Origin of the sequence: Burkholderia sp. Bp8984 (genome assembly GCF_003853755.1) — a bacterium.
In the GTDB taxonomy this organism is placed as follows: domain Bacteria; phylum Pseudomonadota; class Gammaproteobacteria; order Burkholderiales; family Burkholderiaceae; genus Burkholderia.
Genome location: NZ_QTQN01000013.1, coordinates 128485 through 150813, shown reverse-complemented (window position 1 = coordinate 150813; position 22329 = coordinate 128485). Strand labels below are relative to the sequence as shown.

The 22329-nt window shown below is 64.8% G+C and carries 23 protein-coding genes; 7 read left to right on the top strand and 16 right to left on the bottom strand.

What is annotated here, in order from left to right; translation table 11 throughout:
* Positions 1–2 precede the first annotated feature (2 nt).
* The 4 genes from DID98_RS15960 to DID98_RS15945 are packed head-to-tail and all read right to left on the bottom strand — an operon-like array spanning position 3 to position 4563.
* Positions 3–950, bottom strand: coding sequence for an acetaldehyde dehydrogenase (acetylating) (locus tag DID98_RS15960; protein WP_124485186.1), 948 nt, complete (start codon positions 948–950; stop codon positions 3–5).
* 17 nt (positions 951–967) lie between these two features.
* The gene (gene mhpD, locus DID98_RS15955) at positions 968–1756 is read right to left on the bottom strand and encodes a 2-keto-4-pentenoate hydratase (protein WP_124521538.1); all 789 of its coding nucleotides are present in this window, start codon (positions 1754–1756) and stop codon (positions 968–970) included.
* A 4-nt stretch (positions 1757–1760) separates the two neighbouring features.
* On the bottom strand, positions 1761–2714 hold the full coding sequence (locus tag DID98_RS15950; protein ID WP_124521537.1) for a 3-carboxyethylcatechol 2,3-dioxygenase: 954 nt from the start codon (positions 2712–2714) through the stop codon (positions 1761–1763).
* Position 2715: 1 nt separating this feature from the next.
* Complete coding sequence (locus DID98_RS15945; RefSeq protein WP_124521535.1) at positions 2716–4563, bottom strand: bifunctional 3-(3-hydroxy-phenyl)propionate/3-hydroxycinnamic acid hydroxylase; 1848 nt, start codon at positions 4561–4563, stop codon at positions 2716–2718.
* Positions 4564–4726: 163 nt separating this feature from the next.
* Between DID98_RS15945 and DID98_RS15940 the strand changes: the two genes are divergently transcribed.
* Positions 4727–5539: a DNA-binding transcriptional regulator gene (locus DID98_RS15940; protein WP_124521533.1), complete on the top strand. Its 813-nt coding sequence runs from the start codon at positions 4727–4729 to the stop codon at positions 5537–5539.
* Between the two features lie 186 nt (positions 5540–5725).
* Here DID98_RS15940 and DID98_RS15935 read toward each other — a convergent pair whose 3' ends face one another.
* The 5 genes from DID98_RS15935 to DID98_RS15915 form a co-directional block, all read right to left on the bottom strand.
* Entirely contained in the window at positions 5726–6853 is a 1128-nt protein-coding gene (locus tag DID98_RS15935) for an aminotransferase class V-fold PLP-dependent enzyme (protein ID WP_124521531.1), read from the bottom strand.
* Between the two features lie 188 nt (positions 6854–7041).
* On the bottom strand, positions 7042–7674 hold the full coding sequence (locus DID98_RS15930; protein WP_124521529.1) for a LysE family translocator: 633 nt from the start codon (positions 7672–7674) through the stop codon (positions 7042–7044).
* 176 nt (positions 7675–7850) lie between these two features.
* Entirely contained in the window at positions 7851–9230 is a 1380-nt protein-coding gene (locus tag DID98_RS15925; RefSeq protein WP_124521562.1) for an epoxide hydrolase family protein, read from the bottom strand.
* A gap of 180 nt (positions 9231–9410) precedes the next feature.
* Positions 9411–10403 (bottom strand): carbon-nitrogen hydrolase family protein, encoded by a 993-nt coding sequence (locus DID98_RS15920; protein ID WP_044847772.1) that lies wholly within the window; start codon positions 10401–10403, stop codon positions 9411–9413.
* Between the two features lie 201 nt (positions 10404–10604).
* Complete coding sequence (locus tag DID98_RS15915; protein WP_044847771.1) at positions 10605–11642, bottom strand: GlxA family transcriptional regulator; 1038 nt, start codon at positions 11640–11642, stop codon at positions 10605–10607.
* A 104-nt stretch (positions 11643–11746) separates the two neighbouring features.
* On the opposite strand from DID98_RS15915, the gene DID98_RS15910 reads away from it, so the two are divergent.
* The 6 genes from DID98_RS15910 to DID98_RS15885 all read left to right on the top strand — a co-directional run bounded on the left by DID98_RS15910 (position 11747) and on the right by DID98_RS15885 (position 17790).
* Positions 11747–12292 carry a tautomerase family protein gene (locus DID98_RS15910; RefSeq protein WP_124521806.1) on the top strand — a complete coding sequence of 182 codons (546 nt, stop codon included), beginning with the start codon at positions 11747–11749 and terminating at the stop codon, positions 12290–12292.
* Positions 12293–12297: 5 nt separating this feature from the next.
* Complete coding sequence (locus DID98_RS15905) at positions 12298–12774, top strand: hypothetical protein (RefSeq protein WP_124521525.1); 477 nt, start codon at positions 12298–12300, stop codon at positions 12772–12774.
* A gap of 43 nt (positions 12775–12817) precedes the next feature.
* The gene (locus DID98_RS15900) at positions 12818–13156 is read left to right on the top strand and encodes a muconolactone Delta-isomerase family protein (protein WP_124521523.1); all 339 of its coding nucleotides are present in this window, start codon (positions 12818–12820) and stop codon (positions 13154–13156) included.
* Between the two features lie 82 nt (positions 13157–13238).
* Positions 13239–14213, top strand: coding sequence for an alpha/beta fold hydrolase (locus DID98_RS15895; RefSeq protein ID WP_124521521.1), 975 nt, complete (start codon positions 13239–13241; stop codon positions 14211–14213).
* A gap of 237 nt (positions 14214–14450) precedes the next feature.
* On the top strand, positions 14451–16238 hold the full coding sequence (locus DID98_RS15890) for a SulP family inorganic anion transporter (RefSeq protein ID WP_124521519.1): 1788 nt from the start codon (positions 14451–14453) through the stop codon (positions 16236–16238).
* A 25-nt stretch (positions 16239–16263) separates the two neighbouring features.
* Positions 16264–17790, top strand: a complete 1527-nt coding sequence (locus DID98_RS15885) for a CYTH and CHAD domain-containing protein (RefSeq protein ID WP_124521517.1) — start codon at positions 16264–16266, stop codon at positions 17788–17790.
* Positions 17791–17827: 37 nt separating this feature from the next.
* On the opposite strand, the gene DID98_RS15880 is transcribed toward DID98_RS15885, so the two are convergent.
* From DID98_RS15880 to DID98_RS15850, 7 genes are all read right to left on the bottom strand, one after another.
* Complete coding sequence (locus tag DID98_RS15880; RefSeq protein WP_044847766.1) at positions 17828–18205, bottom strand: RidA family protein; 378 nt, start codon at positions 18203–18205, stop codon at positions 17828–17830.
* Positions 18206–18338: 133 nt separating this feature from the next.
* Positions 18339–18821 (bottom strand): cytochrome c, encoded by a 483-nt coding sequence (locus tag DID98_RS15875; protein WP_185500327.1) that lies wholly within the window; start codon positions 18819–18821, stop codon positions 18339–18341.
* A gap of 41 nt (positions 18822–18862) precedes the next feature.
* Positions 18863–19366, bottom strand: coding sequence for a cytochrome c (locus DID98_RS15870; RefSeq protein ID WP_124521514.1), 504 nt, complete (start codon positions 19364–19366; stop codon positions 18863–18865).
* On the bottom strand, positions 19363–19908 hold the full coding sequence (locus DID98_RS15865) for a methylamine dehydrogenase light chain (RefSeq protein ID WP_044847763.1): 546 nt from the start codon (positions 19906–19908) through the stop codon (positions 19363–19365). Before DID98_RS15865 ends, DID98_RS15870 begins: the two co-directional genes overlap by 4 nt.
* A 39-nt stretch (positions 19909–19947) precedes the next feature.
* A complete protein-coding gene (gene mauD, locus DID98_RS15860) occupies positions 19948–20583 on the bottom strand; it encodes a methylamine dehydrogenase accessory protein MauD (RefSeq protein ID WP_124521512.1) in 636 nt (211 codons plus the stop codon).
* Positions 20580–21137, bottom strand: coding sequence for a MauE/DoxX family redox-associated membrane protein (locus DID98_RS15855; protein WP_124521510.1), 558 nt, complete (start codon positions 21135–21137; stop codon positions 20580–20582). Before DID98_RS15855 ends, mauD begins: the two co-directional genes overlap by 4 nt.
* A 7-nt stretch (positions 21138–21144) precedes the next feature.
* The gene (locus tag DID98_RS15850; RefSeq protein WP_124521508.1) at positions 21145–22302 is read right to left on the bottom strand and encodes an amine dehydrogenase large subunit; all 1158 of its coding nucleotides are present in this window, start codon (positions 22300–22302) and stop codon (positions 21145–21147) included.
* Positions 22303–22329 lie beyond the last annotated feature (27 nt).

Sequence of the window (22329 nt, the reverse complement as noted above, 5' to 3'; positions counted from 1 at the left end):
CTTCAGGCGTTCACGAGCGACGCAGCCATGCGTTCGGCCGTTGCCAGCGCGGCGGAAGTCATGATGTCGAGATTGCCCGCGTAGGCCGGCAGATAATGGGCCGCGCCTTCCACTTCGATGAAGATCGAGGTCTTCAGTCCGCTGAAACGGCCGAGTCCGGGAATATGCAACGGCGCAGCGGAGGGGATGTCGTCGAACTGCACGGATTGCTTCAGGCGATAGCCGGGCACATAGGCCTGGACCGCCGCGGCCATCTGATCGACGGACGTTTCGATCAGCGTCCGGTCTGCCGCTTCGGACAGCACATAGACCGTGTCGCGCATCATGAGCGGAGGCTCGGCCGGGTTGAGCACGATGATCGCCTTGCCCTTGCCGGCACCGCCGACCGCTTCGATCGCCTTCGACGTCGTCTCGGTGAACTCGTCGATGTTGGCGCGCGTGCCAGGTCCCGCCGACTTGCTGCTGATCGACGCGACGATCTCCGCGTAATGCACCTTCGCGACCCGCGACACTGCCGCGACCATCGGGATCGTCGCCTGTCCGCCGCACGTGACCATGTTCACGTTCGGCGCATCGAGTTGCGCGTCGAGGTTCACCACCGGCACGCAGTACGGGCCGATGGCAGCGGGCGTCAGATCGATCATGCGGATGCCTGGCTTGAGCGTGCGCAGGAACGCGTCGTTCGCCACATGTGCGCCGGCAGACGTCGCATCGAAAACGAAGTCGATCTGGTCGAACACGGGCAGGCGCGCAAGCCCTTCCACGCCGTCATGCGTCGTCGCCACGCCGAGCTTCGCCGCGCGCGCGAGACCGTCCGAGGCCGGATCGATGCCGACCATCGCCGCGACCTCGAGATGCCGGCTGCGACGCATGATCTTTATCATCAGGTCGGTGCCGATGTTGCCCGATCCGATGATCGCGGCTTTGCACTTGGTGTTGTCTGCTGCCATGGAAATGTCTCCGTCCGTCATTCGCTGAAACTGGCGCGCACACCGCCGAGCCCTTCGATGTGTGCCGTATAAGTGCCGGCCGCGTTCACCGCGACCATCGGGCCGAGCGCACCCGTCAGCACGATGTCGCCGGCGCGCAGCGGCGTGCCGAGTCGAACCATCCGATCCGCGAGCCACGCAGCCGCATTCAGTGGATTGCCGAGGCACGCACTTCCATTGCCGCGTGAAAGCACTTCGCCGTCCTGCGTGAGCGTCATGGCACACGCGCTCAGCTCGATATCGCGCAGCAGCACCGGCCGGCTACCGAGCACGAACAGCGCGCTCGACGCGTTGTCCGCGACGGTGTCGAAAAACCGGATATCCCAGTCGCGAATGCGACTGTCGACGACCTCGATCGCGGCCACCGCATACGCGGTCGCCGAGATCAGATCCGCGAAGGTGTGTTTCTCGGCGGTCAGGTCGCGTTCGAGCACGAGTGCGATCTCCGCTTCGACCTTCGGCTGAATCAACGATGCGAGCGGCATCGGCTGGCTGTCGCCGTAAGCCATCGACGCGAACAACGCGCCGAAGTCGGGCTGATCGACGCCGAGTTGCTTCTGCACCGCGGGCGAAGTCAGGCCGATCTTCCTGCCGACGATGCGCTCGCCGTTCGCCGCGCGCAAGTCGTTGTTGATTTGCTGGATCGCGTACGCGAGTGCCGGATCGCCTTCGGGACACGTATCGCGCAGTGGCGCGATCGTCCGACGCAAGGACTGCGCCTCACGCAGGCGCGCGGCCATCGAAAGAATGTTGCTGTCATCCGACATGGTTCTATCTCCTGGAAAGAGTCCGTTCTCGCGCGTGCATCGCGCCGAAGCCCGCGATCCATTCCGGAATCGCACGGTAGTAATCGATCGATGCCTCGTAACGACCGCTCGCCGCAAGCGCACCGAATGCCGCAACCCACGTGCGGATCTCATGTGCGGACTTGCCTGCCTCACGCGTGATCGCTTCGTTCATGAAGCCATCGGCGGCGGTGAGTTCACCGCGTTCGAGCAGTTCGAGAAATTTCTGGTCCCATGCGGGATTGAGCGGATGCAGCCGGCTGTCACCCGCCGCGAATGCCTTGGCCGCCGCGACGGTGCGCGACTGCCGCGCATTGCGCGACTCCGGCGACGGGTTGCGCCCCGCGATCAACCGTTCCGCGACGACATCGTCCGCGCCCGAGATTTCCGGCACCGGCGGCTCATGCGAAATACCGCCCGAGCCGATCAGCAACACGCGCCGCGGCATGCGCGCGACGGCACGGCCGATCGCATCGCCGAGCAGCCGGGCGCGGCGGCACGACGCCATCGGCGGCGCAACCGAGTTGATGAAAACGGGCACCACTGGATAACGGTCGATGCCACCGGTGAGTACCTCGAGCGCCTGCGCGCAGCCGTGATCGACCTGCATGCGATACGAAACGGCTACGTCGATATCGCTCGCGAGTGCGGCATCGGCGAGCGCGAGCGCCACATCGCGCGCGACGGGCAACGGGCCGGCCGCGCTGCCGAAATCGCCGATGGCCGTCGCACTCACGCCGATGCAGAACTGCGGCATCACGTCGTAGAAAAATCCGTTGTAGTGGTCCGGCGCGAACACGATCACCAGCTCCGGATCGAACGCATCGACCCGCTCGCGCGCCGCGCGCTGCACCAGTTCGACTTCCGCGACGACTTCCGGACTGGGGTCGAAATACCCGTGCAAGGGCGTGTGCGACATGCATTCGAGATGAATCGGCATCTCAGGCCCCTACCAGGTCGGCGGCGTGCGCGAACGTCGCGCCATTGGCCGTCGCGCCCGTTGCCATCACAAGCGACAGCCGTTGCGCAAGCTGCGACACGCAACCCGATACACATTGCGGCGAGCACATGCCGGCCACGAAGCGGTCGGGCCGCAACAGCACGACCGATTCGGGCACGCGCGCGAACCAGTCGCGCAGGCGTGAGTCGACATCGCCAACGGCGATCACGTCGTCGGGCACGTCGTCGTGGAAAGCGAGCTGCGGGTCGGGCTTCGCGATCACGAAACACCCCCCAAGCGCGTTCCAGATGCGGCGTGCCTCGGGAGTCAGGCCGAAGGTCGGGTCCGTGCCCCACCCCACGATCGCGAAGCGGTTGCCGATCGCATCGTCGAGCCGGACGATGCTGCCATCCACCAGACGCACGCGTGGCTGGATGAACATGCGACCCACAGGAGTGCCAGCCTGCGCATCGCGGCCGTGCACCATCCGCCCGATCAGCGATTCACGTTTCTCGCTCATCAAACCGACCAGCCTGCCGAACGCGCCGTGTCCGCGCTTCGCGATCATGCGCGAGAGCAGCCCTTCGGACCGCGTGCGTCGCGCCAGAAGCACGACGCCCTCTTCATAGCGCGGCATCGGCTTGAAGCGCATCTCGACGAAATAGCGCTTCATGGAGGGCAGCACATCGAAGCAGCGCACGAACGCGTCACGCACTTTCGATCCGAAGAAGCTCGTCGGCGCGAAGATATCGCCCGCGACTTCCGACAGGTGGATCATCGAGCGCGCATGGGCACGCCGCTCCGTCGTGTAGGTACCGAGCAGCGCGTCGTGCGCGGTGCCTTTCACGACCATCGCAAGCTTCCAGCCGAGATTGCTCGCGTCGCGAATGCCGCTGTTGTAGCCCTGCCCCTGCCACACCGGCATGATGTGCGCTGCGTCCCCCGCGAGCAGGATGCGCTTGACGCGGAACGTGCTCGCGAGCCGCGCGTTGTGCGTATAGACCCGCCGGCGAATGTAGTCGACCTTGTCAGGATCGTCGACGACCCCGCGCACCAACGCCGCCATGTTCTCCGGCTTCGACAGTTCCTCCTCCGTCTCGCCCGGCATCACCATGAATTCGAAGCGCCGGATGCCGTGCGGCAGCGCCGCCGAAACGTAGGGACGCCGCGCGTCGCAATGCAGATAGACATGCGGAGAGCCGATCGGGTCGTTGCGCACGTCGATCACGATCCATTGATTCGGCTTCGTGCGGCCTTCGAACGGCACGTCGAGCGCGCGGCGCACAAAACTGTTGCCGCCGTCCGCGCCGACCATGTACGCGGCGCGAATCGTTGTCTTCGCACCGTTCGCGTCTGTCACGTCGAGGGTCACCCCGCTCTCGTCCTGCGCGAAGCTGTCGACGCTGTGGCCAAGCAGCGTCGATACATTCCCGAAACGCCCGAGACCGCGGTACAGAATCTGATCGGCGAGCGGCTGGATGAAGGCATTGCGGCGTGGCCAGCCGAACTCGTCGGTGCGCGGCTCGATCGACGCGAAGCACTTCCCTTTCAGCGTGAAGCGCATCCAGTGATTCGGCGTGGTGTGCGGCAGCAGCTCGTCGACAAGGCCGACCGACTGGAATACGCGCAGTGCTTCGTCGTCGAGGCCGATGGCGCGCGGATAGTCGATGATCTGCGCGAGCTTCTCGATAACGACGACGCGCACGCCCTGCAGGCCGAGAATGTTCGCGATCATCAGGCCGACCGGGCCCGCGCCGATGATGGCGACATCTGCGTCGATCGAACGATGTGTCGTTTCGTGAGGATGAGCGCGGCCGTTGCCGGCCGCCGGTTCAAAGGCGGGGCGCATGCTTGTCTCCTGACTGGGCTTGTCCGATGTGCTGAACCGACGAAGCGCCTGGCTCTCGATCGTTCAGCTTATGAGCGCAGTTTATGGACGGCGGAAAACACCCTCAACAAAATCTCCGGAATGTGCATAGAATGCACATTATTGATTTCAATGGGATTTTTCCGTGACGACCTACACGAACGTGCGCGGACTGGCGCGCGGCCTCCAGGTACTGCGGGCTCTGAATGCGATGGAAAACGGACGCGCGACGAGTCAGCAGATCGCCGATCTGACCGGCCTGCATCGCACTACGGTGCGCCGCCTGCTCGAAACGTTGATGGAGGAAGGATTCGTGCGCCGCAGCACATCGGACGACAGCTTCCGCCTGACGCTCGCCGTGCGTTCCTTGAGCGAAGGCTTCACCGATACCGAGCGCATCGCCACCGTGGCGCCGCCGATCATGGGGCAGCTGCTGCAGCGCGTCGCGTGGCCATCCGATCTGACCACGCCCGATGGCGACGCGATGATCATCCGCGAGACGACGCACCGCTTCAGCCGGCTGTCGTTTCATCGCGCGATGGTAGGGCGGCGTTTGCCGATGTTGCTGACGGCTGCGGGCCGCGCCTACTTCGCCATGTGCCCCGATGAGGAGCGCGAGGATATTCTGGACCTGTTGCGCTCCGGCGCGGGCGGTGAAGAACAACAGGCGCTCGCGAGAAACGATACGCTCGTGCGCAAGCTGATCCGGCGTGTGCGCGAGGATGGTTTCGGATCGAATCACGGCGACTGGACCGCGCAGGCGAAAATCGGCGCGGTGGCAGTCGCGATCAGCGCGGACGAACGCGTGATCGCCAGTCTCAATGTCGTCTTCCTGTCGCGCGCGGTAAGTCTCGAAGATGCCACTCGCCGCTATGTGCCCGAGCTGCAAAAAGCAGCATTGGATATCGCCGAAGCATTGAGGCAGGAACCAGCAACGCGTCCCCGTGCATCAACGTAGGCACCTGGACCGGCTGAATGTCGTGAACGGAGCCGAACGGTCACGCAAATGACTATGTGCCGACCGCGCCGGACAATCGCGGCGGCATTCGGAAAACGCGGCGCATCGGTGACCCGTGATCGGATCGATCTCGTCACGTCATGCGCCGCAATTCATGCCTGGATCGGCGACGCGCTACAGAACGCGCTACAGCACCCGCTCCAGCGCACTCGCGAACCGCGCAACCGCCGCATCGACATCATTCAGCTTGTCCAGCCCGAACAAGCCGATCCGGAAAGTCTTGAAATCCGCCGGCTCATCGCATTGCAACGGCACGCCGGCCGCGATCTGCATGCCGACATCGGCGAATTTCTTGCCGGACCGGATATCGTCGTCATCGGTATAACAGACGACGACGCCCGGTGCCTCGAAGCCTTCGGCCGCGACACTCCGGAACCCCTTCTCGGCGAGCAACGCACGAATCCGCGTGCCGAGCTCCAGTTGTTCCGCCCTCACCTTGTCGAAGCCGTACGCGTCCGTTTCCTTGATCACGTCGCGCAGCGTCGCGAGGCTGTCCGTGGGCATCGTCGCGTGATACGCGAACCCGCCGTTTTCGTACGCTTCCATGATCTGCAGCCACTTGCGCAGATCGCACGCGAAACTGGTGCTCGTCGTCGCATCGATGCGCTCGCGGGCGAGCGCACCGAGCATCACCAGCGCACAGCCGGGCGACGCGCTCCAGCCCTTTTGCGGTGCGCTGATCAGCACGTCGACACCGCTCGCCTCCATGTCGACCCAGATCGTGCCGGACGCGATGCAATCGAGCACGAACATGCCGCCGACCGCATGCACGGCGTCGGCGACCGCACGCAGATACGCATCGGGCAGCATCATCCCCGACGCGGTTTCGACGTGCGGCGCGAACACCAGATCCGGCTTGTGCTCGCGAATCGCCGCAACGACTTCATCGATCGGCGCCGGCGCAAAGGCGGCCTGTCTGCCCGCTTCGACCGGACGCGCCTTCAGCACGATCGACTCGGACGGAATGCTGCCCATGTCGAAAATCTGCGACCAGCGGAAACTGAACCAGCCGTTGCGGATGACGAGGCACTTCCTGTTCGTCGCGAACTGCCGGGCCACGGCTTCCATGCCGAACGTCCCGCTGCCCGGGACGATTGCGACCGCCTTCGCGTTGTAGACCTTCTTCAGCGCAGCGGAAATGTCGCGCATCACGCCCTGGAAGCGCTGCGACATGTGATTGATCGACCGGTCGGTGTACACGACCGAGTATTCGAGAAGCCCGTCGCGGTCGACATCGGGAAGTAATCCTGGCACGTTCGCCTCCGGTAAAGGACATGGGATGAGCGCGAGCGGTGTTCATGAGCGGATGCCGCTGCGCCGATGCAACGCTGCTTTTCTCTGATAGACGAACGATTCTAACGAAAGCTGTCCGCTCGTTGGAAATTTCGGCGCTTGTCTCATGCACGGCACATCCGGTGTCGTGCGCGCGACGGGTAGCCGCGCTATGGACGCGATGCCAGCAACCTGATCCCAGCGACCCCGAATACGACGGCCAGACACCCGTCCAGTGCCTTGTGGGTTCGCATGTAGATCCTTCGAACCGGCTCCATGGAAAACAGCCATGCATAACCGGCGAACACGCCGCACCCAATGGCCGCACAACCCACGACCAGTGCACCTTGTGACTGCCGGGTGCCGCCGGACGACAGCGCAACGATCGAAACCCACACGAGGATCGCCTTCGGATTGATGAGATGAAGCATCGCACCGCGGCAATAGATGCTGGTCAACGTCGGCGTTCGCGCCGTTTCGGATACGGCGGGCGGCACCCGTCCGAGCGCATTGCGCGCCGACTTGAATGCAAGCCACAAGAGATACAGTCCGCCGAAAATCCTGATCGCGACGATGAACGGGGCATACGCGATCAGCGCAGCCGATACGCCCAGCACGGCCACACTCGCCCACAACATCGAACTCGACAGGACGCCAAGCGAGAACGTCAATGCCGCCTTTCGGCCGTGATTCGCCGCGATGGACATGATGGCGAGATTGCTCGGTCCGGGGCTCGCGGTACCGACGAAATAGATTGCATAGGCAAACAGCAGGTCGGTCGCGAGGTGGGCATTGGCCGTCATGTTCTGGATTCCGCAACGAAAAGTGGCCGGATGATCGGACACAGGCGCAGCCGGCGAAAGAGGCAATATCGCCATCTTCCGTTGAATTTCGGACAAGCCGGCGAGACCGCATCGATGCACGCTACCGCGCCGTTGTCGACGCGCTCCGCCGCAAACGAGGCGGAGCGCGTCGCCCGTCACGCGCGCAACGGTCTCAACCCGGCACGCACTTCATTCGCGAAGATCATCGGTTCTTCCCATGCCGCGAAGTGCCCGCCTGTTGCCGGTTTGTTGAAGTAAATCAGATTGTGATAAGCCCTCTCGGTCCAGCTCCGCGGCGCCTGGTAGTTTTCCCCCGGAAACGCGCTCACCGCCGCCGGCACGCCGACGTCGGCCGCTAGGAAGAAGTTCGCATGCGATTCCCAGTAGAAACGCGCCGCCGAGACGCCCGTGTTCGTGAGCCAGTAAAGCGTGATGTCGTCGAGCACGTCGTCCCGTGTCAGCGCGCCGGCCGAGTGGCCGTTGACCGGGCGACCCTGCACGGCCGCGCTCAGCGCTGCCGCCGGCTGGCCGTAACCGTCTCCGTGGTCGAGCAGCCACGAAGCCAGCGCGACGGGCGAATCGGCGAGTCCGTACAACGTCTGCGGGCGCGTACCCATTTCAATCGCGTAACCGCGCTTCCTCTTGAAATTGGCGCTCAGCTGTTCATATGCGTGCCGCTCTTCGTCCGACAAGCCGGCAGGTGCGGGATCGCCGGCCGTCAGCGACTTCAGAATTTCCGCCGGCACGGACGCCGGGAAATTCACATGAATGCCCATCAACTCAGGCGGCGCCTGTTTCGCCATGATGTTCGTGACGATGCCGCCGAGGTCCCCGCCCTGCGAAGCAAAGCGCGCGTAGCCGAGCCGTTTCATCAGCGTCACCCATGCGCGCGCCGTGCGCTCCGGCCCCCATCCCGTCGTCGTGGGTCGCGCCGAAAAACCATAGCCGGGCAGCGACGGAATCACGAGATGGAACGCATCCGACGCCGGCGCGCCGTACGCAGTCGGATCGACGAGCGGCGCGATGATCTTGAACTGCTCGATGATCGAGCCGGGCCAGCCGTGGGTCACGATCAACGGCATCGCATTCTCGTGCTTCGAACGCACATGGATGAAGTGGATGTCGAGGCCATCGATTTCGGTCACGAATTGCGGGTACGCATTCAGCGTCGCTTCGCACTTGCGCCAGTCGTAGTCGCTCGCCCAATACCGCGCGAGCGCCTGAATGGTCGCAAGCTGAATGCCCTGCGACTCGTCGGCCACGGTCTCGCGGTCCGGCCAACGCGTCGCGTTGATGCGCTGCCGCATGTCGGCGAGCTGCGCGTCGGGCACATGCACCCGGAATGGCCGGATCGCCGATCTGTCGCCGCGTGCGGGTTCCGCGGTGCCGATTGCCGGGCTGGTCTGCGCGAGCGCCAGGCGGCTCAGCGAGCCGGCCGCCAGTGCGGCGGCCGCGATACCGACAAAGCGCCGGCGCGACAACGACGTCGTCACGTTGCGACCGGCACCGGCAGGCGCGCTTTCGGCGCCCGACATCAGGAGCGGCCGATCATCGGCAGCGTTCGTTTTCATATCACACACCTTTCAAGGAAAGATTTCATCGCACCCTTACATGCATATGCACATGTTGCGATCAAGAAAATGCGCGTTCATGCGACGACTGCCGGCCCCGATCGGCAAGCCGAATGTTCGGCAACGGCCGGGCAAGCCCGCGCATCACGCAGCCGCGGCACGCCAATCGTCCGCGCCCGCGTCATATCCGGCCACCGGCTGCGCGACGCGTTCGTGAACATGCGCGGTCGGCGTACGGTCGATCATCAGGCTCAGCAATTCCGAGCGGTTATAGTGACCGGCCGCGTCCATCAGCATCTTGCGACGGTCGATCAGCGAGAAGTCCAGATCGACGATGACCTCGCCCTCGCCCGATCGAAGCGGCTCGGCCATCAACATGCCGTCGGGCGACACGATCGTCGTGAAGCAGCCGCCCGAGATCGGGCCGATCGCGCAGCCGGTGTCCTTCATGATTTGCGCCTGCTGGTCGGCATCCAGCCACGCCGTTGCATTGACGACGAACGCGCCGGACTCGAGCGCATGCTGCCGGATGTTGATCTCCATGCGCTGCGCGAAGCCTTCCCCGAAGGCCGAACCCGGATACATCGCCGAATGAATCTGCTCGCCGTCGGCGATCATCGCGTAGCGCGCGAGCGGATTGTTGTGCTCGAAACACGCGAGCTGCCCGATACGGCCGACGGCGCTGTCGACCGCCCGCAGCCCCGATCCGTCGCCCTGCCCCCAAACCATGCGCTCGAAGTGCGTCGGCGTGATCTTGCGACGGCGCTGGATCAGTTGCCCGTCCGCGTCGAACAGCAATTGCGCGTTGTACAGCGTGCCGCCGTCGCGCTCGTTGACGCCGATGGACACGACCATGCCGGCCTTGCGTGCTGCTTCGCCGATCGCATCGGTCGCGGCGGACGGCACGGTGACGGCCTGTTCCAGCAGCCGAAGATGCTCGGTACCGGACAGCAGTTCGATGCCCGTCTGAACGGCCGCGAAATACGGGTAATAGGGGACGACCGTTTCGGGAAAAGTGGCGAATTGCACACCTTGCCGGCCAAGGTCGTGGATCTTCTCCACGACCTTGGCGACGGTGGCTTCACGACTGTAGAGCACCGGGCTGAACTGGACAGCGGCGGCCTTGACGACTTTCATGACACACTCCTTGGACAATGCGCGGTGCGGCACTCCGCTCGCGACTGGCGCATTGGAGCAGGCGAACGTATCCCGTTCTTGTCGGAAAGTCGGCGATGTGTATGCGTACGTATCCGCGTCTGTTGCAGATACTTCGGGATACAAATGGAGCACCAGGAGCGGCGCGATTCCATTGCGATCGGCAACGCGACGTCGCGACGCTCAATCGCGCCGATCGCGTGGTTCGGCTTGCACGCTCTTTGCCGCAGCACGCGAGAACTGCACTTGATATTCGCTCGGCGACAACCCCGTCTTGCGCTTGAACAGTTGCCGGAACGTACTGACATCGCTGTAACCGACGCGCTGACTCACGTCCTCGAGCCCGATCGGCCGTGTTTCCAGCAGACGTTTCGCAACCTCGACCCGCAGATTCTGCAGATACGTCAACGGCGCGAGGCCGACCGCTTCCTTGAAGCGACGATTGAGCGTACGTTCGCTGACGGCAAGCGATGCCGCCAGATCGCCGAGCCGGAATCCTTGCTGCAATGTCGCTTCCATCCGCTGCTGAGCGCGCGCCACGAGCGTGTCGGTATGCCCGTGTTCGTCGAGAAGCGTGGCAAAGGAGGCCTGCGACGTCCGGTTCATGTCGATCAACAGCGCCTTCGCGGTCATCGTCGCGAGTTCTCCGCCGGCGCAGGCTTCGACGAGATGCACGGCGAGGTTCAGATAGGACGTGACGGAGCCGCCCGAGATGATCCCGTCTTGCGCGAGCAGCAGCTCGTTCGCGCGGACTTCGACACGCGGATAGCGGCGCGCGAAATCCGCTGCTCTCGCCCAGTGCGTCGTCGCGACGCGGCCATCCAGCAGGCCCGCCTCGGCAAGCAGGTAATTCGCCGTGCAATACGCGGCGAGCATCGCGCCTGCCTTGTGTTGACGCCGCAGTGCGGAAGTCAGTTCGCTCAACTGCTCGCGATGCCCGAGGAACTCGTCGATCCGCGAAAAGAAAGGCGCCGTCAGCAGCACGGCGTCGGCTCGTTTGCGCGGGTCGATCTTGCCGTCGACCGGAATGATCTGACCTGACGCCGCCTTCACCGGTTGCCCGTCGAGCGACTCCACGCGCCATGCGAACAACGGCGCGGACGACGCGCCCGGTTCCGCCCGGCGCGCATGAAACTGATTTGCAGCGCTGAAGACATCGACCGGGCCCGCGACGCCGGACGCCAGGATTCCGTCATAGACCCAGATGCGGATGATCGCCATTGCGTGTCCGAATTTCCTTGAATAGTGGCGATGCTGCCACTTTCCTGCGCCCGCGTAAACCGCGACGATGGCGCCATCCGATCAACCGAAAACAGGAGCATCCCATGCCGATGATCGATGCGATGTGGCCCGACCACGCACTGACGCCCGATGCTGAAGCCCGCCTCATCAGGGAACTGACCGATATCCTCATCGAAGCAGAAGGGTACGATCCCGCGAGCCCGGTCGTTCAGCGCGTGACCGTATTCCATCTGCACCGGCCGGCCGCGATCTACATCGGCGGCGAACGTACCGATACGGTGCGCTACCGGATCATTCCTTCGGTTCCCGAAGGGCAATACACCGACGAATCGCGCCGCTCGCTCGTCCGACGCGTCACGGAAGCCGTGGCACGCGCGGAAGGCCGGCCGTTCGACGATGTCGCACCGCGCGTCTGGATCTTTCCGACCGAGATACCGGACGGTGCGTGGGGAACGCGCGGCGCGATCTGGACGCTGCCCGATATCCACGCGCTGCTCGCGGGCGAACCGGAGCGCGACGCGGGCGCCGAGCGCCTTGCGCGACGGCGCCGAGAAAAGGCACGCGTTGCGCTCGCGGCAGCGCTCGATGCCGCAAACGCAGGTGTCACGCGCAACGCGTGCAAGGAGTAACCGCCATGAAATTCAACGACACGGCCCCGATGATGGCACCAGCCGACGGTCCACCGCGGTGGCTGGCGCGCCTGGCCGAAAACGCGACGCTGGAAGCCACCGTGCTGAAGCGCCCGATCGACGGGCGAGCCGACATTCTCTCGGTGATCAAGCACGCGGTCTCGCTCTACGAGTTCCAGCAGCATGCTTACAAAGGCATGATCGGCAACGAACTTTATCTGGAATCCTATCGTTCACGTATCAATGGCGTGCCGATCGAGACGGTGGTCGTCGCCCATATGAACGAGCAAGGCGATACGGATTCCGTCGTCATCAATCATCGACCGCTCGATGCCGCACTACTCTTCTCGCAATTGATGCGCGAGCGCGTGGACGAGCGCTTTCGCGCGTGTTATCTATCGGAACGGGAAGCCGCCGCGCTCAATGCGGCAGCCGTCCCGCCACCGGGCCCGGGGCCGCAGGATGAAACGCCTTCTTCTTGATTTGACGGCAGCTTGCTTGCTGCTCGCTTTCGCAGGAGTCTCCATGGCACATTCCGCTGCGTTGCCGACCACGCCCATCACGAAGATACTGGCGATCGGTACGTTTCCTCCCGGCACGGACATGCAGCACGTCCAGACCATTCTTCCGACCGAAGTCCGCGAGACGACACAGCTGTATCTCGCGGGCAAGATCGATCAGTGGTATTCCCTGCAGGACCGGCCCGCGGTCGCGTTCGTCCTGAACGTGACGGACACGGGTGAAGCGCATGAAATGCTGGAACGACTCCCGTTGGGGAAGGCTCACCTCATGACGTTCACGCTGCTCCCGATCGGCCCGCTCAAGCCATTGAGCAAGCTCTTGAATCCTCCGGCGGCTCAGTAGAAACCCCTGCACCCCGCCATCTTTCGAAACAGCGAAGCGCACCGTGTGCCGCGCGATGTCGCACCGAACGAGATCCTCGATCATGACTCGACCCGTAACGAAAACACCCGCCTCTCCCGCCGCCGCTGCGGGTTCTTCAACGTGCCCGACCGTGCCGGCGCCATCGTCGCCGGAACCCACGGTCGATGTCGGCGACGTGCAGGTCGATGCCGACATCACGCTGCGCCGCATGGTCTACCGCCCCGCACGATCGAAGGGCATCGTGCTGTTCCTGCACGGCTTCCCCGAGACGATGTATGCGTGGAAGCCGATTGCCGAATCACTGTCCTCCGACTACGAGGTGCATGCGTTCGACTGGCCAGGCTACGGGCAATCGTCGCGTCCGCGCGCCGATCGCTTTTCGTACGCGCCGAGCGACTATGCCCGTGTGCTGCGAGACTACATCCGTACGTCGGGCATCGATGGTTCGAGACTGTTGATTTATGCGACGGATATCGGTGCGCTTCCGGCGCTGCTGGCAGCGTTGGAACAACCGGATATCGCGCGGGAAATCATCGTTGGCGACTTTGCCCCGTTCAACCGGCCGCAATATATGTACGAAAGCCTGCAAGGCCTGAAGTCGAAGCCTTCATCGGATATCGTGCGCGCCGCCATGAACAGGAATCGCGACGAAATCCTCGCAAACACGTTCTTCCGGGGCATGGAGGATGACGAGCGCTACACGTTGCCCGAGGAATTCATGGACGACGTGGCGAAGGGATGGGACGGTGACTTGACCGCGGCCGACGCCTTTTTCCACTACTACGCATGCTTCACCCGGGATCAGGACTACTTCGAAGCCAATATGGCAAAGCTGAAAGTCCCCGTTAAGGTTGTGTGGGGCGGGAAGGACATCTATATCAAGAAGGAAATGGGCATCGAGTACGCGGACCGAAACGGGGTGAACATTTCGATTCTTCCGGAACTGGGCCACTTTCCGCATCTGCAGGCGCCCGCCCGGACGGCGAACGAAGTTCGGGCTTCGTTCGGCGAGGCGAGCGATCGCGCGACCAAGTAGCGGACAACGGGGGACGACTCCGCTCCCGCCGGGCGATTCAATCGCACCGCCGATCACTTCGGCCATCGCCAGCCGGGATCGGACCGGCATTCGGCGAAGTAGCCGGACCGTCAGGCCGACGCGTCGAAACGCAACATCGTGAAACCGGGCTTGCGCTCCGAGGGCACGGGAACATAATCTTTAACGATACCGGCGGACGTAACGAACGATTCCGCCCGGGTTCCCTGACGTCCTGCGATGAACATCAAAAGCCGTGCCCACCAGCACACGGCCCGCCCGCCCCGCAAGCCCGATGCCGGCCTGCTGCGGTGGATCAACGGACTCGCCGCGGCGCGCACGTATCGATTGCATTGGCTGCCGCACGATCTGCTTGCCGGCGTCACGCTCAGTGCCGTGCTCGTGCCCGCCGGCATGGCGTACGCGAACGCAGCGGGCCTGCCCGCCGTCAACGGGCTCTATGCGTCGCTTGCCGCGATGCTCGCGTACGCGCTCTTCGGCCCCAGCCGCATCCTCGTGCTCGGCCCCGACTCCGCGCTGGTTGCGCTGATTGCCGCAAGCATCACGCCGCTTGCTCACGGCGATGCCGCGCATGCGCTGGCCCTTGCCGGCGCGCTCGCGATACTCGCGGGCGCGATCTGCATCGCGGTCGGGGTGCTCAGGCTCGGATTCGTCACCGAGCTGCTGTCGCTACCCATCCGGTACGGTTTTCTGAACGGCATCATGCTGACGATCAGCATCGGACAATTGCCCAAGCTCCTCGGCTACAAGGGCAACGGCGAATCGTTCATCGAGCAGGTGCGCGACGTGGTCGCCGGCATCGCGGCATCGAAGGTGAACGCAACGTCGTTCGCACTCGGTGTCGCCGCGCTCGCGCTGATACTCGCGTGCAAACGGCTCTGGCCCAGGATGCCGGGTGTGCTGCTCGCCGTGGCGGGCGCGACGGCGGTGGTGATGTGGTTCGATCTGTCGACGCGCGCCGGCGTTGCAACCGTCGGTGCGGTCCCGCAAGGCCTGCCGGTGCCGCGCATCCCCGACGTGAGCTTCGACGACTGGCTGCATCTCGCGGGCAGCGCAGCGGCGATCGCGCTCGTTTCGTTCACGGATATCAGCGTGCTGTCCCGCACCTACGAACTGCGCAACGACACCAGCGTGGACCGGAATCACGAATGCATCGCGCTCGGGCTGTCGAACCTCGCCGCCGGCCTGATGCAAGGGTTCGCGGTGAGCGCGAGCGGCTCACGCACGCCCGTCGCGGAAGCGGCGGGCGCGAAGACGCAGGCGACGGGCGTGGTGGCTGCCGCGGTCGTTGCCGCACTGCTGCTGTTCGCGCCGCGCGCGCTTGCGCACACGCCACAATCCGCGCTGGCCGCCGTCGTGATCGCGGCATGCGTGAACATGATCGAGGTGCGCGGCGTCGTGCGGCTTTATCGGCTCCGCAAAAGCGAGTTCGTGCAGGCGGTGGCGTGCTTCGTCGGCGTTGCAGCCGTCGGGGTCGTGAACGGCATTGCGCTGGCACTGCTGCTCACCGTGCTGTCGTTTCTATGGCGCGCGTGGCGGCCTTACGATGCCGTGCTCGGGCGGGTCGACGGCACGAAGGGCTATCACGACGTGTCGCGCCATCCGGACGCGCGGCGCGTGCCCGGGCTCGTGCTGCTGCGCTGGGATGCGCCGCTCTTTTTCGCGAATGGCGAAATCTTTCGGGAACGGGTGTTGCGCGCGGTCGATGAATCGCCGGAGCCGGCACGCTGGATCGTCATCGCGGCGGAGCCCGTGACCGACATCGACCTCACGGCTGCCGATGTCCTCGAACGGCTGCATCTTGAACTTGCCGCGCGGCAGGTCAAGCTGGTCTTCGCGGAGCTGAAAGGCCCCGTCAAGGACAGCCTCAAACATTACGGCATGTACAGCATGTTCGGCGACGACAACTTCTTTCCGACGATCGGCGCAGCGGTAAGCCGTTATGTGGACATGCATCGAATCGAGTGGCACGACTGGGAAGACTCCCGGGGATCGGCGGGGAACTGATGGTCGGCAACATATCGGAGGCGGTATGGAACGAGAGCTGAAGCTGCGGGTTTCCGCAAAGAACCTCGACAAGTTGCGCCACGCGCCGTTGCTTGCGCCGTCCAACGGCGCCGGTGCGACTCAACAGCTGACGAGCACGTACTTCGACACTGCCACGCTCGCATTTCACCGGTGCGCGGCTTCCCTGCGGGTGCGTGCGGCCGGCAACCACAGAGTCCAGACGTTGAAACTGGAAGGATCGGCCCGGGCCGGCCTGTTCGAGCGGGACGAATTCGAGACGCCCGTCGACGGCGACGTCCCCGATCTGACACGGCTGCGGGACACGCTCCCCGATGACACCGAGTGTGGCCGCCTGGTTCGCGACCAGGCCACGGCACCGGATCTTCAGCCCGTGTTCGTCACGCGGATCAAGCGGCGGGTTCTACCGCTGCGCCTGCCTTCCGGCGACGAAGTCGAGGTCGCGCTCGACAAGGGGACGGTCGACGCGGATTCGAAGTCGGTCCCGATCGCCGCGATCGAACTGGAACTGAAACGCGGCCGCCCCGAAAACCTGTACGGCATCGCACTGGAATTGCTCGACATCGCGCCATTGCGCATCGATCACGAGAGCAAGGCCGATCTCGGGTACGGGCTGCTCGTCGCCGAGCACCAGCCGGCCGTCAAGGCGCGACCGGTGCAGTTGAAGAAGCGCGATTCGATCGAAGACGCGTTCTGCCGGATCGTGCGCAACTGCCTGGACCAGATCCGCGCCAACGAACGCGGTGTCGAGTCCGGCCATGATCCGTCGAGCGTGCATCAGATGCGGGTGGGGCTGCGTCGCCTGCGTTCGGCGCTCGACCTGTTCGCGAAAGTGATTCCCGCGTATCCCGGCCTTGACGACGAACTGCGCTGGATCGCCGGCGAGCTCGGCGCCGCGCGCGACTGGGAAGTACTTGCCGGAGCGACGCTCGACCATGCCGGCACGAACGGCAATCCGGACGAGATCCGTCCAGTGCGGAACGCCTGCAAGCGCATTGCCGCCCTCAATCGCCAGCGCGCGGCTTCCGCAGTCGGATCGGTTCGCTACACGCGGCTCGCGTTACAGCTCGCGTCATGGGTGAACCGAAAGGGCTGGCGGGACGGGATGCCTGACGAACGGCGCGATGCCATCATGCAGCCGGCGAGTCCGTTTGCTCACGAAGTTCTGCGTCGCCGGCACCGGAAACTGATCAAACGCGGCAAGAGGCTGGCCGATCTCGACGATCACCGGCGTCACCGTGCGCGCATCGCGGCGAAGAAAGTCCGGTACGCCACCGAATTTTTCGCGTCGCTGTGCCGCAAGCAAGCCGTCCGCTCGTACGTCGACGCGCTGTCCGAACTTCAGGATGATCTGGGCTGGCGTAACGATGCCGTGGTCGCCGAGCAGTTTCTGAAAGCGCTGCCTCGCACGTCACCCGACGCCGCGCCGGGTGCGGGCTTTGCTCGCGGCTTTCTGGCCGCGCGCGCCGCGGCCGATCATCAGACGTTGAAGCAGCTGTGGAGCCGCTTCAAACGGCTGTCGCCGCCGCACTGAAGCGGCACGCGGCCGCATCGACGTGGCGCGATGGCACTCAGGGCTTGCACGCGATCGCCTCGATCTCGATCCTGGTGCCGACCATGTTCGTCGCCTGCAACGTCGAGCGTGACGGCTTGTTCTCGGGGAAGAACTCCGCATAGACGCGATTGAATTCGGCGAAGTCGCGCGCGTCTTCGAGCCAGACGGTGGTTTTCACGACGTCGCCGAGCGTGCATCCTGCCAGCGCGAGTACGTGTGCGACGTTCTTCAACGTCTGACGTGTCTGCGCTTCGATCCCGCCGGCAACGATGCTGCCGTCTTCGTTTCTCGCCACCTGACCGGATACGAATACCAGATCGCCGGCTTTGGTCGCCAACGATCGAGGCAGGTTTCGCGTGACGGGGTTGCTTTCTGCGAAGTATTCGATTGCCATTTGAACCTCCGTTCGATCCGCCTGGCGCCTGCGCCGGCCAATGACGACGAGCGTAGCGCGGAACCCGCGCGCTGCCAATCCGGTGTTCGCGACCGAAGCGCCGCGACATGCTGCGTCGCCCCGTCGTCGCCAATCAATAGCGCTCGGACACACCGTCGATCCCGCGCTCGTGCAATTCGCGCACGAGCCTCGCACGCACCGTCGCGACATCGGAAAACGCGGGCCGTCGACGCGCGGCGATTTCGTCAGCCGTATAAGGCTTGAAATCGCGCGGCAGCGCATCGCGATTCATCGTCGTGAGCACCCAGTTCAGTACGTCGGCGAGATCCTGGTCCGACAGCGCCGAGTTCGACGCGCCGGGCACGCGCATCACATATTCGCGCCCGGCCGGCAGATGCGTGAAATAGCCGAGCGAGTTCGCGAGCGGCGGCACCTTGCCCGGAATGCCGCCGCCCGTCGCCGTGTGGCAGCCCATGCAGTTGAGGACCCAGTGCTGCCGCGCGAGCGTGGCGTCGGCCGCGCCGTCGGCATGCGCGGGAGCTGCAATCGCACATGTCGCGACAGCAATCACCAGCGCCGAAGACAGACGGCGTGTCACGAACGAGCCGATCCGCAACGCCGCCGTACGCCCGCCGCGACGCCGAATGCCGGCCGCATTCACAGCCCCAGCCCCTTCGTCACGATCGCACGCTGCGCGTGAACGGCCGTGCCGTCCATCTCCTTCGCCCGCGCCGCGCGAATGTCGGCTGCCGTGAACGGCTTCGCGTCGCCGTGCCGGTCGTTGAGATCGAACACGACGTAGTTGAGCACGTTCGCGATGTCGTCATCGCTCGCGCTCGCGAACGACGGCATCTTGAAGTTGTAACGCTTTTCGTGCACCTCGATCTCGCCGAACATCCCGTGCAACAGCGTCGCGACGAGTTGCGCGCGGCCCGCGTCGGCCGTCGCGTACTTGCCCGGATACTCGGTCAGCGGCGGCGCGAGGCCGTCCTGCCCCTTGCCGCCCGCCTGGTGGCACACCGCGCACTGCGCGTCGAACAGGCTCTTGCCCGCCGGGTAATGAACGGCCTGCTGCGCACCGGCCTCGTCCGGCAGCATCAGAAACCCGGCGGCAGCCGCCACGCACGCGGCCACGATCTTTCCAGCTTGCTTCACTTTCATTGCTTTGCCGCTCCCAGCAGGACCGAAACCGAACAGTGGTAATTCGAATTACCGTTCGCCATGCACCAGTTGATGTCGTTGTTCAGCGACAGCTTGTACAGCGGCTTCTCGCGCTCGTTGCGGTTGCAGAAGCACTTGCCGCAAGACGTCTTGCCGCAGCAGTCGTTGTACGACACGATGTAGTCCGAACCGTCGTGCGGATTGCGGCAGGTGCCGATCCACGTGATCGGCGACGGTGTGGTGCCCGGCGGGCAGCTGCTCGACGTACCACCGCAGCAGCTGCACAGCCAGCCGTCGATCGCGCAGTATTTCCAGTAGTCGCAGCTCATCGGATCGTCGCTCGCGCCCGATGCGGCGGCACCGGACGCCGCCGATGCACCCGAGGCCGCGTCGGCCGCATACGCGGTTCGATCGACGGGCAACAGCGGCAGCATCGCCGATCCCACCAGCACCTTGCCGAGCTTCGCCATCGCGCTGCGCCGCGAACTATGCTGCGCGACGCCACGCGCCGACCGTTCGAACCATGAATCAAACAGGCCCATTCCGTTGTTCTCCGTTGACGTTGAAGGAAGGTCGGCCGATCACGCGTGCTGCGCGTGCTCTTGATGGCCGTCGTGGTCGTGATCGCCGTGCACGAACTGCTGCAGCGATGCGACGCCACGCTCTTTCGCTTCGAACAGGCTCTCGAGATGCTCGCGCGTATTGACGAGCCCCTTCGCGCGCACGGTGCCGGCGTCGTCGAGCAGCACCGCGTACGGCAGCTTGCCGATCTGGTACGCAAGGCCGAGCTCCTGCGACAGCACGTACGGGAAGCGCGCGAGGTCGTGCTTCTGCGCGAAGCGCGCGTGTTCGTCGGGATCGCCGTCGCTCGCGAGCACGATGTTCACCGGCGTCGACTCGCTCGCCTGCAGCGACGGCAACAGCGGCAGCAGCTTCTTGCAGACCGGGCACGTCGGCGACAGGAAGAACAGCAGCGTCGCCTTGCCCGCTGCGTCGATGCCGCCGACCTTCACCTGCGAGCCGCGAATGTCGGTCAGCTCGAAGGCGGGCGCGATCGCGCCGACCGCCGGCCCCTTGTCGATCATCAGTGCGCCGGCCGGCATGATGCGTTCGTACAGGATGCCGATCTGGCGCACGAGCGCGAGGCAGATCGCGCCGAGCGCGAGCACGGCGACCCACAGCAAGGCGGTGGAAACGGTGAGAGCGGTTTGCATCATGAATTCCTCAGGTGGGAAAGGCGCGGTACGTTGGCGAGCAGCACGTCGACGGTGAGCAGCGCGCAGACGATCAGCAGCACGGAAGAGAACAGCGTCAGGTAGTCGAACCACACGACCGCGCGGCTGCCCGGCTCGACGAGCGCGGTTGCGGCCAGCACGACGAGCAGCAGCACGCGCGCGACATGCAGCCAGCCGATGCCGCGCGGCGCATCCGTGCGCGCGGCCGCGGCAATACCGGAACAGCCGCAGTCGATGTCGGTGTGGCCGCGCAGGATGTTGATCGTCATGCCGGCCGCGAACACGAGCAGCAATGCGATCAGGCCGAGCGCGCCGGTCATGCGTGTATCGGGAAACAGCAACGCCGAGGCGCAGACGGCTTCGGCGAGCGGAATCGCGAACGCGGCGGGCGCGGTGAGCGCATCGGGCAGCAGGCGATAGCCGGCGAGCGCCTGGCGGAACGCGGCCGGCCGGCGCATCTTCGCGAAGGCGCCGAGCAACACGACGACGGCCGCGCCGGCCTGCGCGCTGGTGGCGAGTACGGGATCGAGCGTCATCGCGACCTCACGGGTTCACGAGCAGCGTCGGCGTACTGCCGATCTGCTTCTCGACGTGCTGCAGCTTGCCGCTGTGCGCGTCCATCACGACGAGATCGGACGTGCCCGTCAGCCCGTAGAACAGCGGCTTGTCGTCCTCGCTGACCTGGATCGACACGAGCGGATCGACCTTCTGCTGCGCGAGATCCCAGCGCGCGACGCGCTGTTTCGTCTTCAGGTCGTAGATCCACACCTGCGTGCCGGGATCCTTGTGCGTGCCGTCACCACCCTTGTGCATCAGCACGTAGTAGCGGTTCTGCGTGACCTGCACGGCCGTCTGCTGCATGCCGCCCGGGCGCCAGCCTTCGGCGCGCTCGGCGTCGGTCAGCAGCGACCACGACTTGCCGAACGCGGGCCTGGCGCCGCCGAAATCGGCGCTGCGCACGTTGCCGTGATACGTCGTGAACAGGTAGCCGCCCTGGTAGCGCGACGCGTTGATGAAAGCCGGATCGTTGTCGACGTCGATGAATGCATCGGACATCGTGCGCTTCACCTCCTTGCCGTTCGCGTCGAGCGTGACCGTGAGCGCCTTGCCGCTTTCGCACAGCGCGGTGAAGCGGTCGTTCCCCGACGGATACGCAAGCACGCATGCCGCGGTGTCGATCTCGGACAGCACCTGCTTCGACACCGCGTCGATCACCGTCACCGACGCGGCCGGCGTGATGTTCGCGACGTACAGCCGCTTGCCGTCCGCGCTGAACGCGGTGTTGTACGGCGACGGCACGTGCTGCCCGTGCTTCGCCGGAATCACGATCTCTCCGGTGTGATCGAGCGTCGTGTTGTCGGTCATCTCGACGACGTCGGTGCGCGTGCCGTGCGAGCCGCGCGAGAAATAGGTCGTCGCAATGAAGCTCGTCTTGTGGTCGGGCGAAATCGCGAGGCCGGGCGCGAAGCCGCCGTCGATCTGGCCGAGCAGCTTCTTCGCGTCGGCGTCGTACACGAAGATGCGCCCGTCGGTCATCGTCGGCATCGCGATGTCCACGACGTACACCGCGTGCGGATGCCACGGCGGCATCTTCTGCACGACCAGTTCCTCGGGCTTTTCCGTCGCGTCCGCGCTGCCGGCCCACGCCGCCGCGAACGCCAGCGTCGCCGCGAAAGCCGCGGTGCGTCGCCTTGTTCTCATGTCGCCTCCAGTTGGGATTCAGGTAAT

What these genes read in the sequence shown, in the direction of transcription:
- DID98_RS15960 (WP_124485186.1), bottom strand. Translation starts at nt 950, where the DNA reads ATGGCAGCAGACAACACCAAGTGCAAAGCCGCGATCATCGGATCGGGC.
- mhpD (WP_124521538.1), bottom strand. Translation starts at nt 1,756, where the DNA reads ATGTCGGATGACAGCAACATTCTTTCGATGGCCGCGCGCCTGCGTGAG.
- DID98_RS15950 (WP_124521537.1), bottom strand. Translation starts at nt 2,714, where the DNA reads ATGCCGATTCATCTCGAATGCATGTCGCACACGCCCTTGCACGGGTAT.
- DID98_RS15945 (WP_124521535.1), bottom strand. Translation starts at nt 4,563, where the DNA reads ATGCGCCCCGCCTTTGAACCGGCGGCCGGCAACGGCCGCGCTCATCCT.
- DID98_RS15930 (WP_124521529.1), bottom strand. Translation starts at nt 7,674, where the DNA reads ATGACGGCCAATGCCCACCTCGCGACCGACCTGCTGTTTGCCTATGCA.
- DID98_RS15925 (WP_124521562.1), bottom strand. Translation starts at nt 9,230, where the DNA reads ATGTCGGGCGCCGAAAGCGCGCCTGCCGGTGCCGGTCGCAACGTGACG.
- DID98_RS15920 (WP_044847772.1), bottom strand. Translation starts at nt 10,403, where the DNA reads ATGAAAGTCGTCAAGGCCGCCGCTGTCCAGTTCAGCCCGGTGCTCTAC.
- DID98_RS15915 (WP_044847771.1), bottom strand. Translation starts at nt 11,642, where the DNA reads ATGGCGATCATCCGCATCTGGGTCTATGACGGAATCCTGGCGTCCGGC.
- DID98_RS15910 (WP_124521806.1), top strand. Translation starts at nt 11,747, where the DNA reads ATGCCGATGATCGATGCGATGTGGCCCGACCACGCACTGACGCCCGAT.
- DID98_RS15905 (WP_124521525.1), top strand. Translation starts at nt 12,298, where the DNA reads ATGAAATTCAACGACACGGCCCCGATGATGGCACCAGCCGACGGTCCA.
- DID98_RS15900 (WP_124521523.1), top strand. Translation starts at nt 12,818, where the DNA reads ATGGCACATTCCGCTGCGTTGCCGACCACGCCCATCACGAAGATACTG.
- DID98_RS15895 (WP_124521521.1), top strand. Translation starts at nt 13,239, where the DNA reads ATGACTCGACCCGTAACGAAAACACCCGCCTCTCCCGCCGCCGCTGCG.
- DID98_RS15890 (WP_124521519.1), top strand. Translation starts at nt 14,451, where the DNA reads ATGAACATCAAAAGCCGTGCCCACCAGCACACGGCCCGCCCGCCCCGC.
- DID98_RS15885 (WP_124521517.1), top strand. Translation starts at nt 16,264, where the DNA reads ATGGAACGAGAGCTGAAGCTGCGGGTTTCCGCAAAGAACCTCGACAAG.
- DID98_RS15880 (WP_044847766.1), bottom strand. Translation starts at nt 18,205, where the DNA reads ATGGCAATCGAATACTTCGCAGAAAGCAACCCCGTCACGCGAAACCTG.
- DID98_RS15870 (WP_124521514.1), bottom strand. Translation starts at nt 19,366, where the DNA reads ATGAAAGTGAAGCAAGCTGGAAAGATCGTGGCCGCGTGCGTGGCGGCT.
- DID98_RS15865 (WP_044847763.1), bottom strand. Translation starts at nt 19,908, where the DNA reads ATGGGCCTGTTTGATTCATGGTTCGAACGGTCGGCGCGTGGCGTCGCG.
- mauD (WP_124521512.1), bottom strand. Translation starts at nt 20,583, where the DNA reads ATGATGCAAACCGCTCTCACCGTTTCCACCGCCTTGCTGTGGGTCGCC.
- DID98_RS15855 (WP_124521510.1), bottom strand. Translation starts at nt 21,137, where the DNA reads ATGACGCTCGATCCCGTACTCGCCACCAGCGCGCAGGCCGGCGCGGCC.
- DID98_RS15850 (WP_124521508.1), bottom strand. Translation starts at nt 22,302, where the DNA reads ATGAGAACAAGGCGACGCACCGCGGCTTTCGCGGCGACGCTGGCGTTC.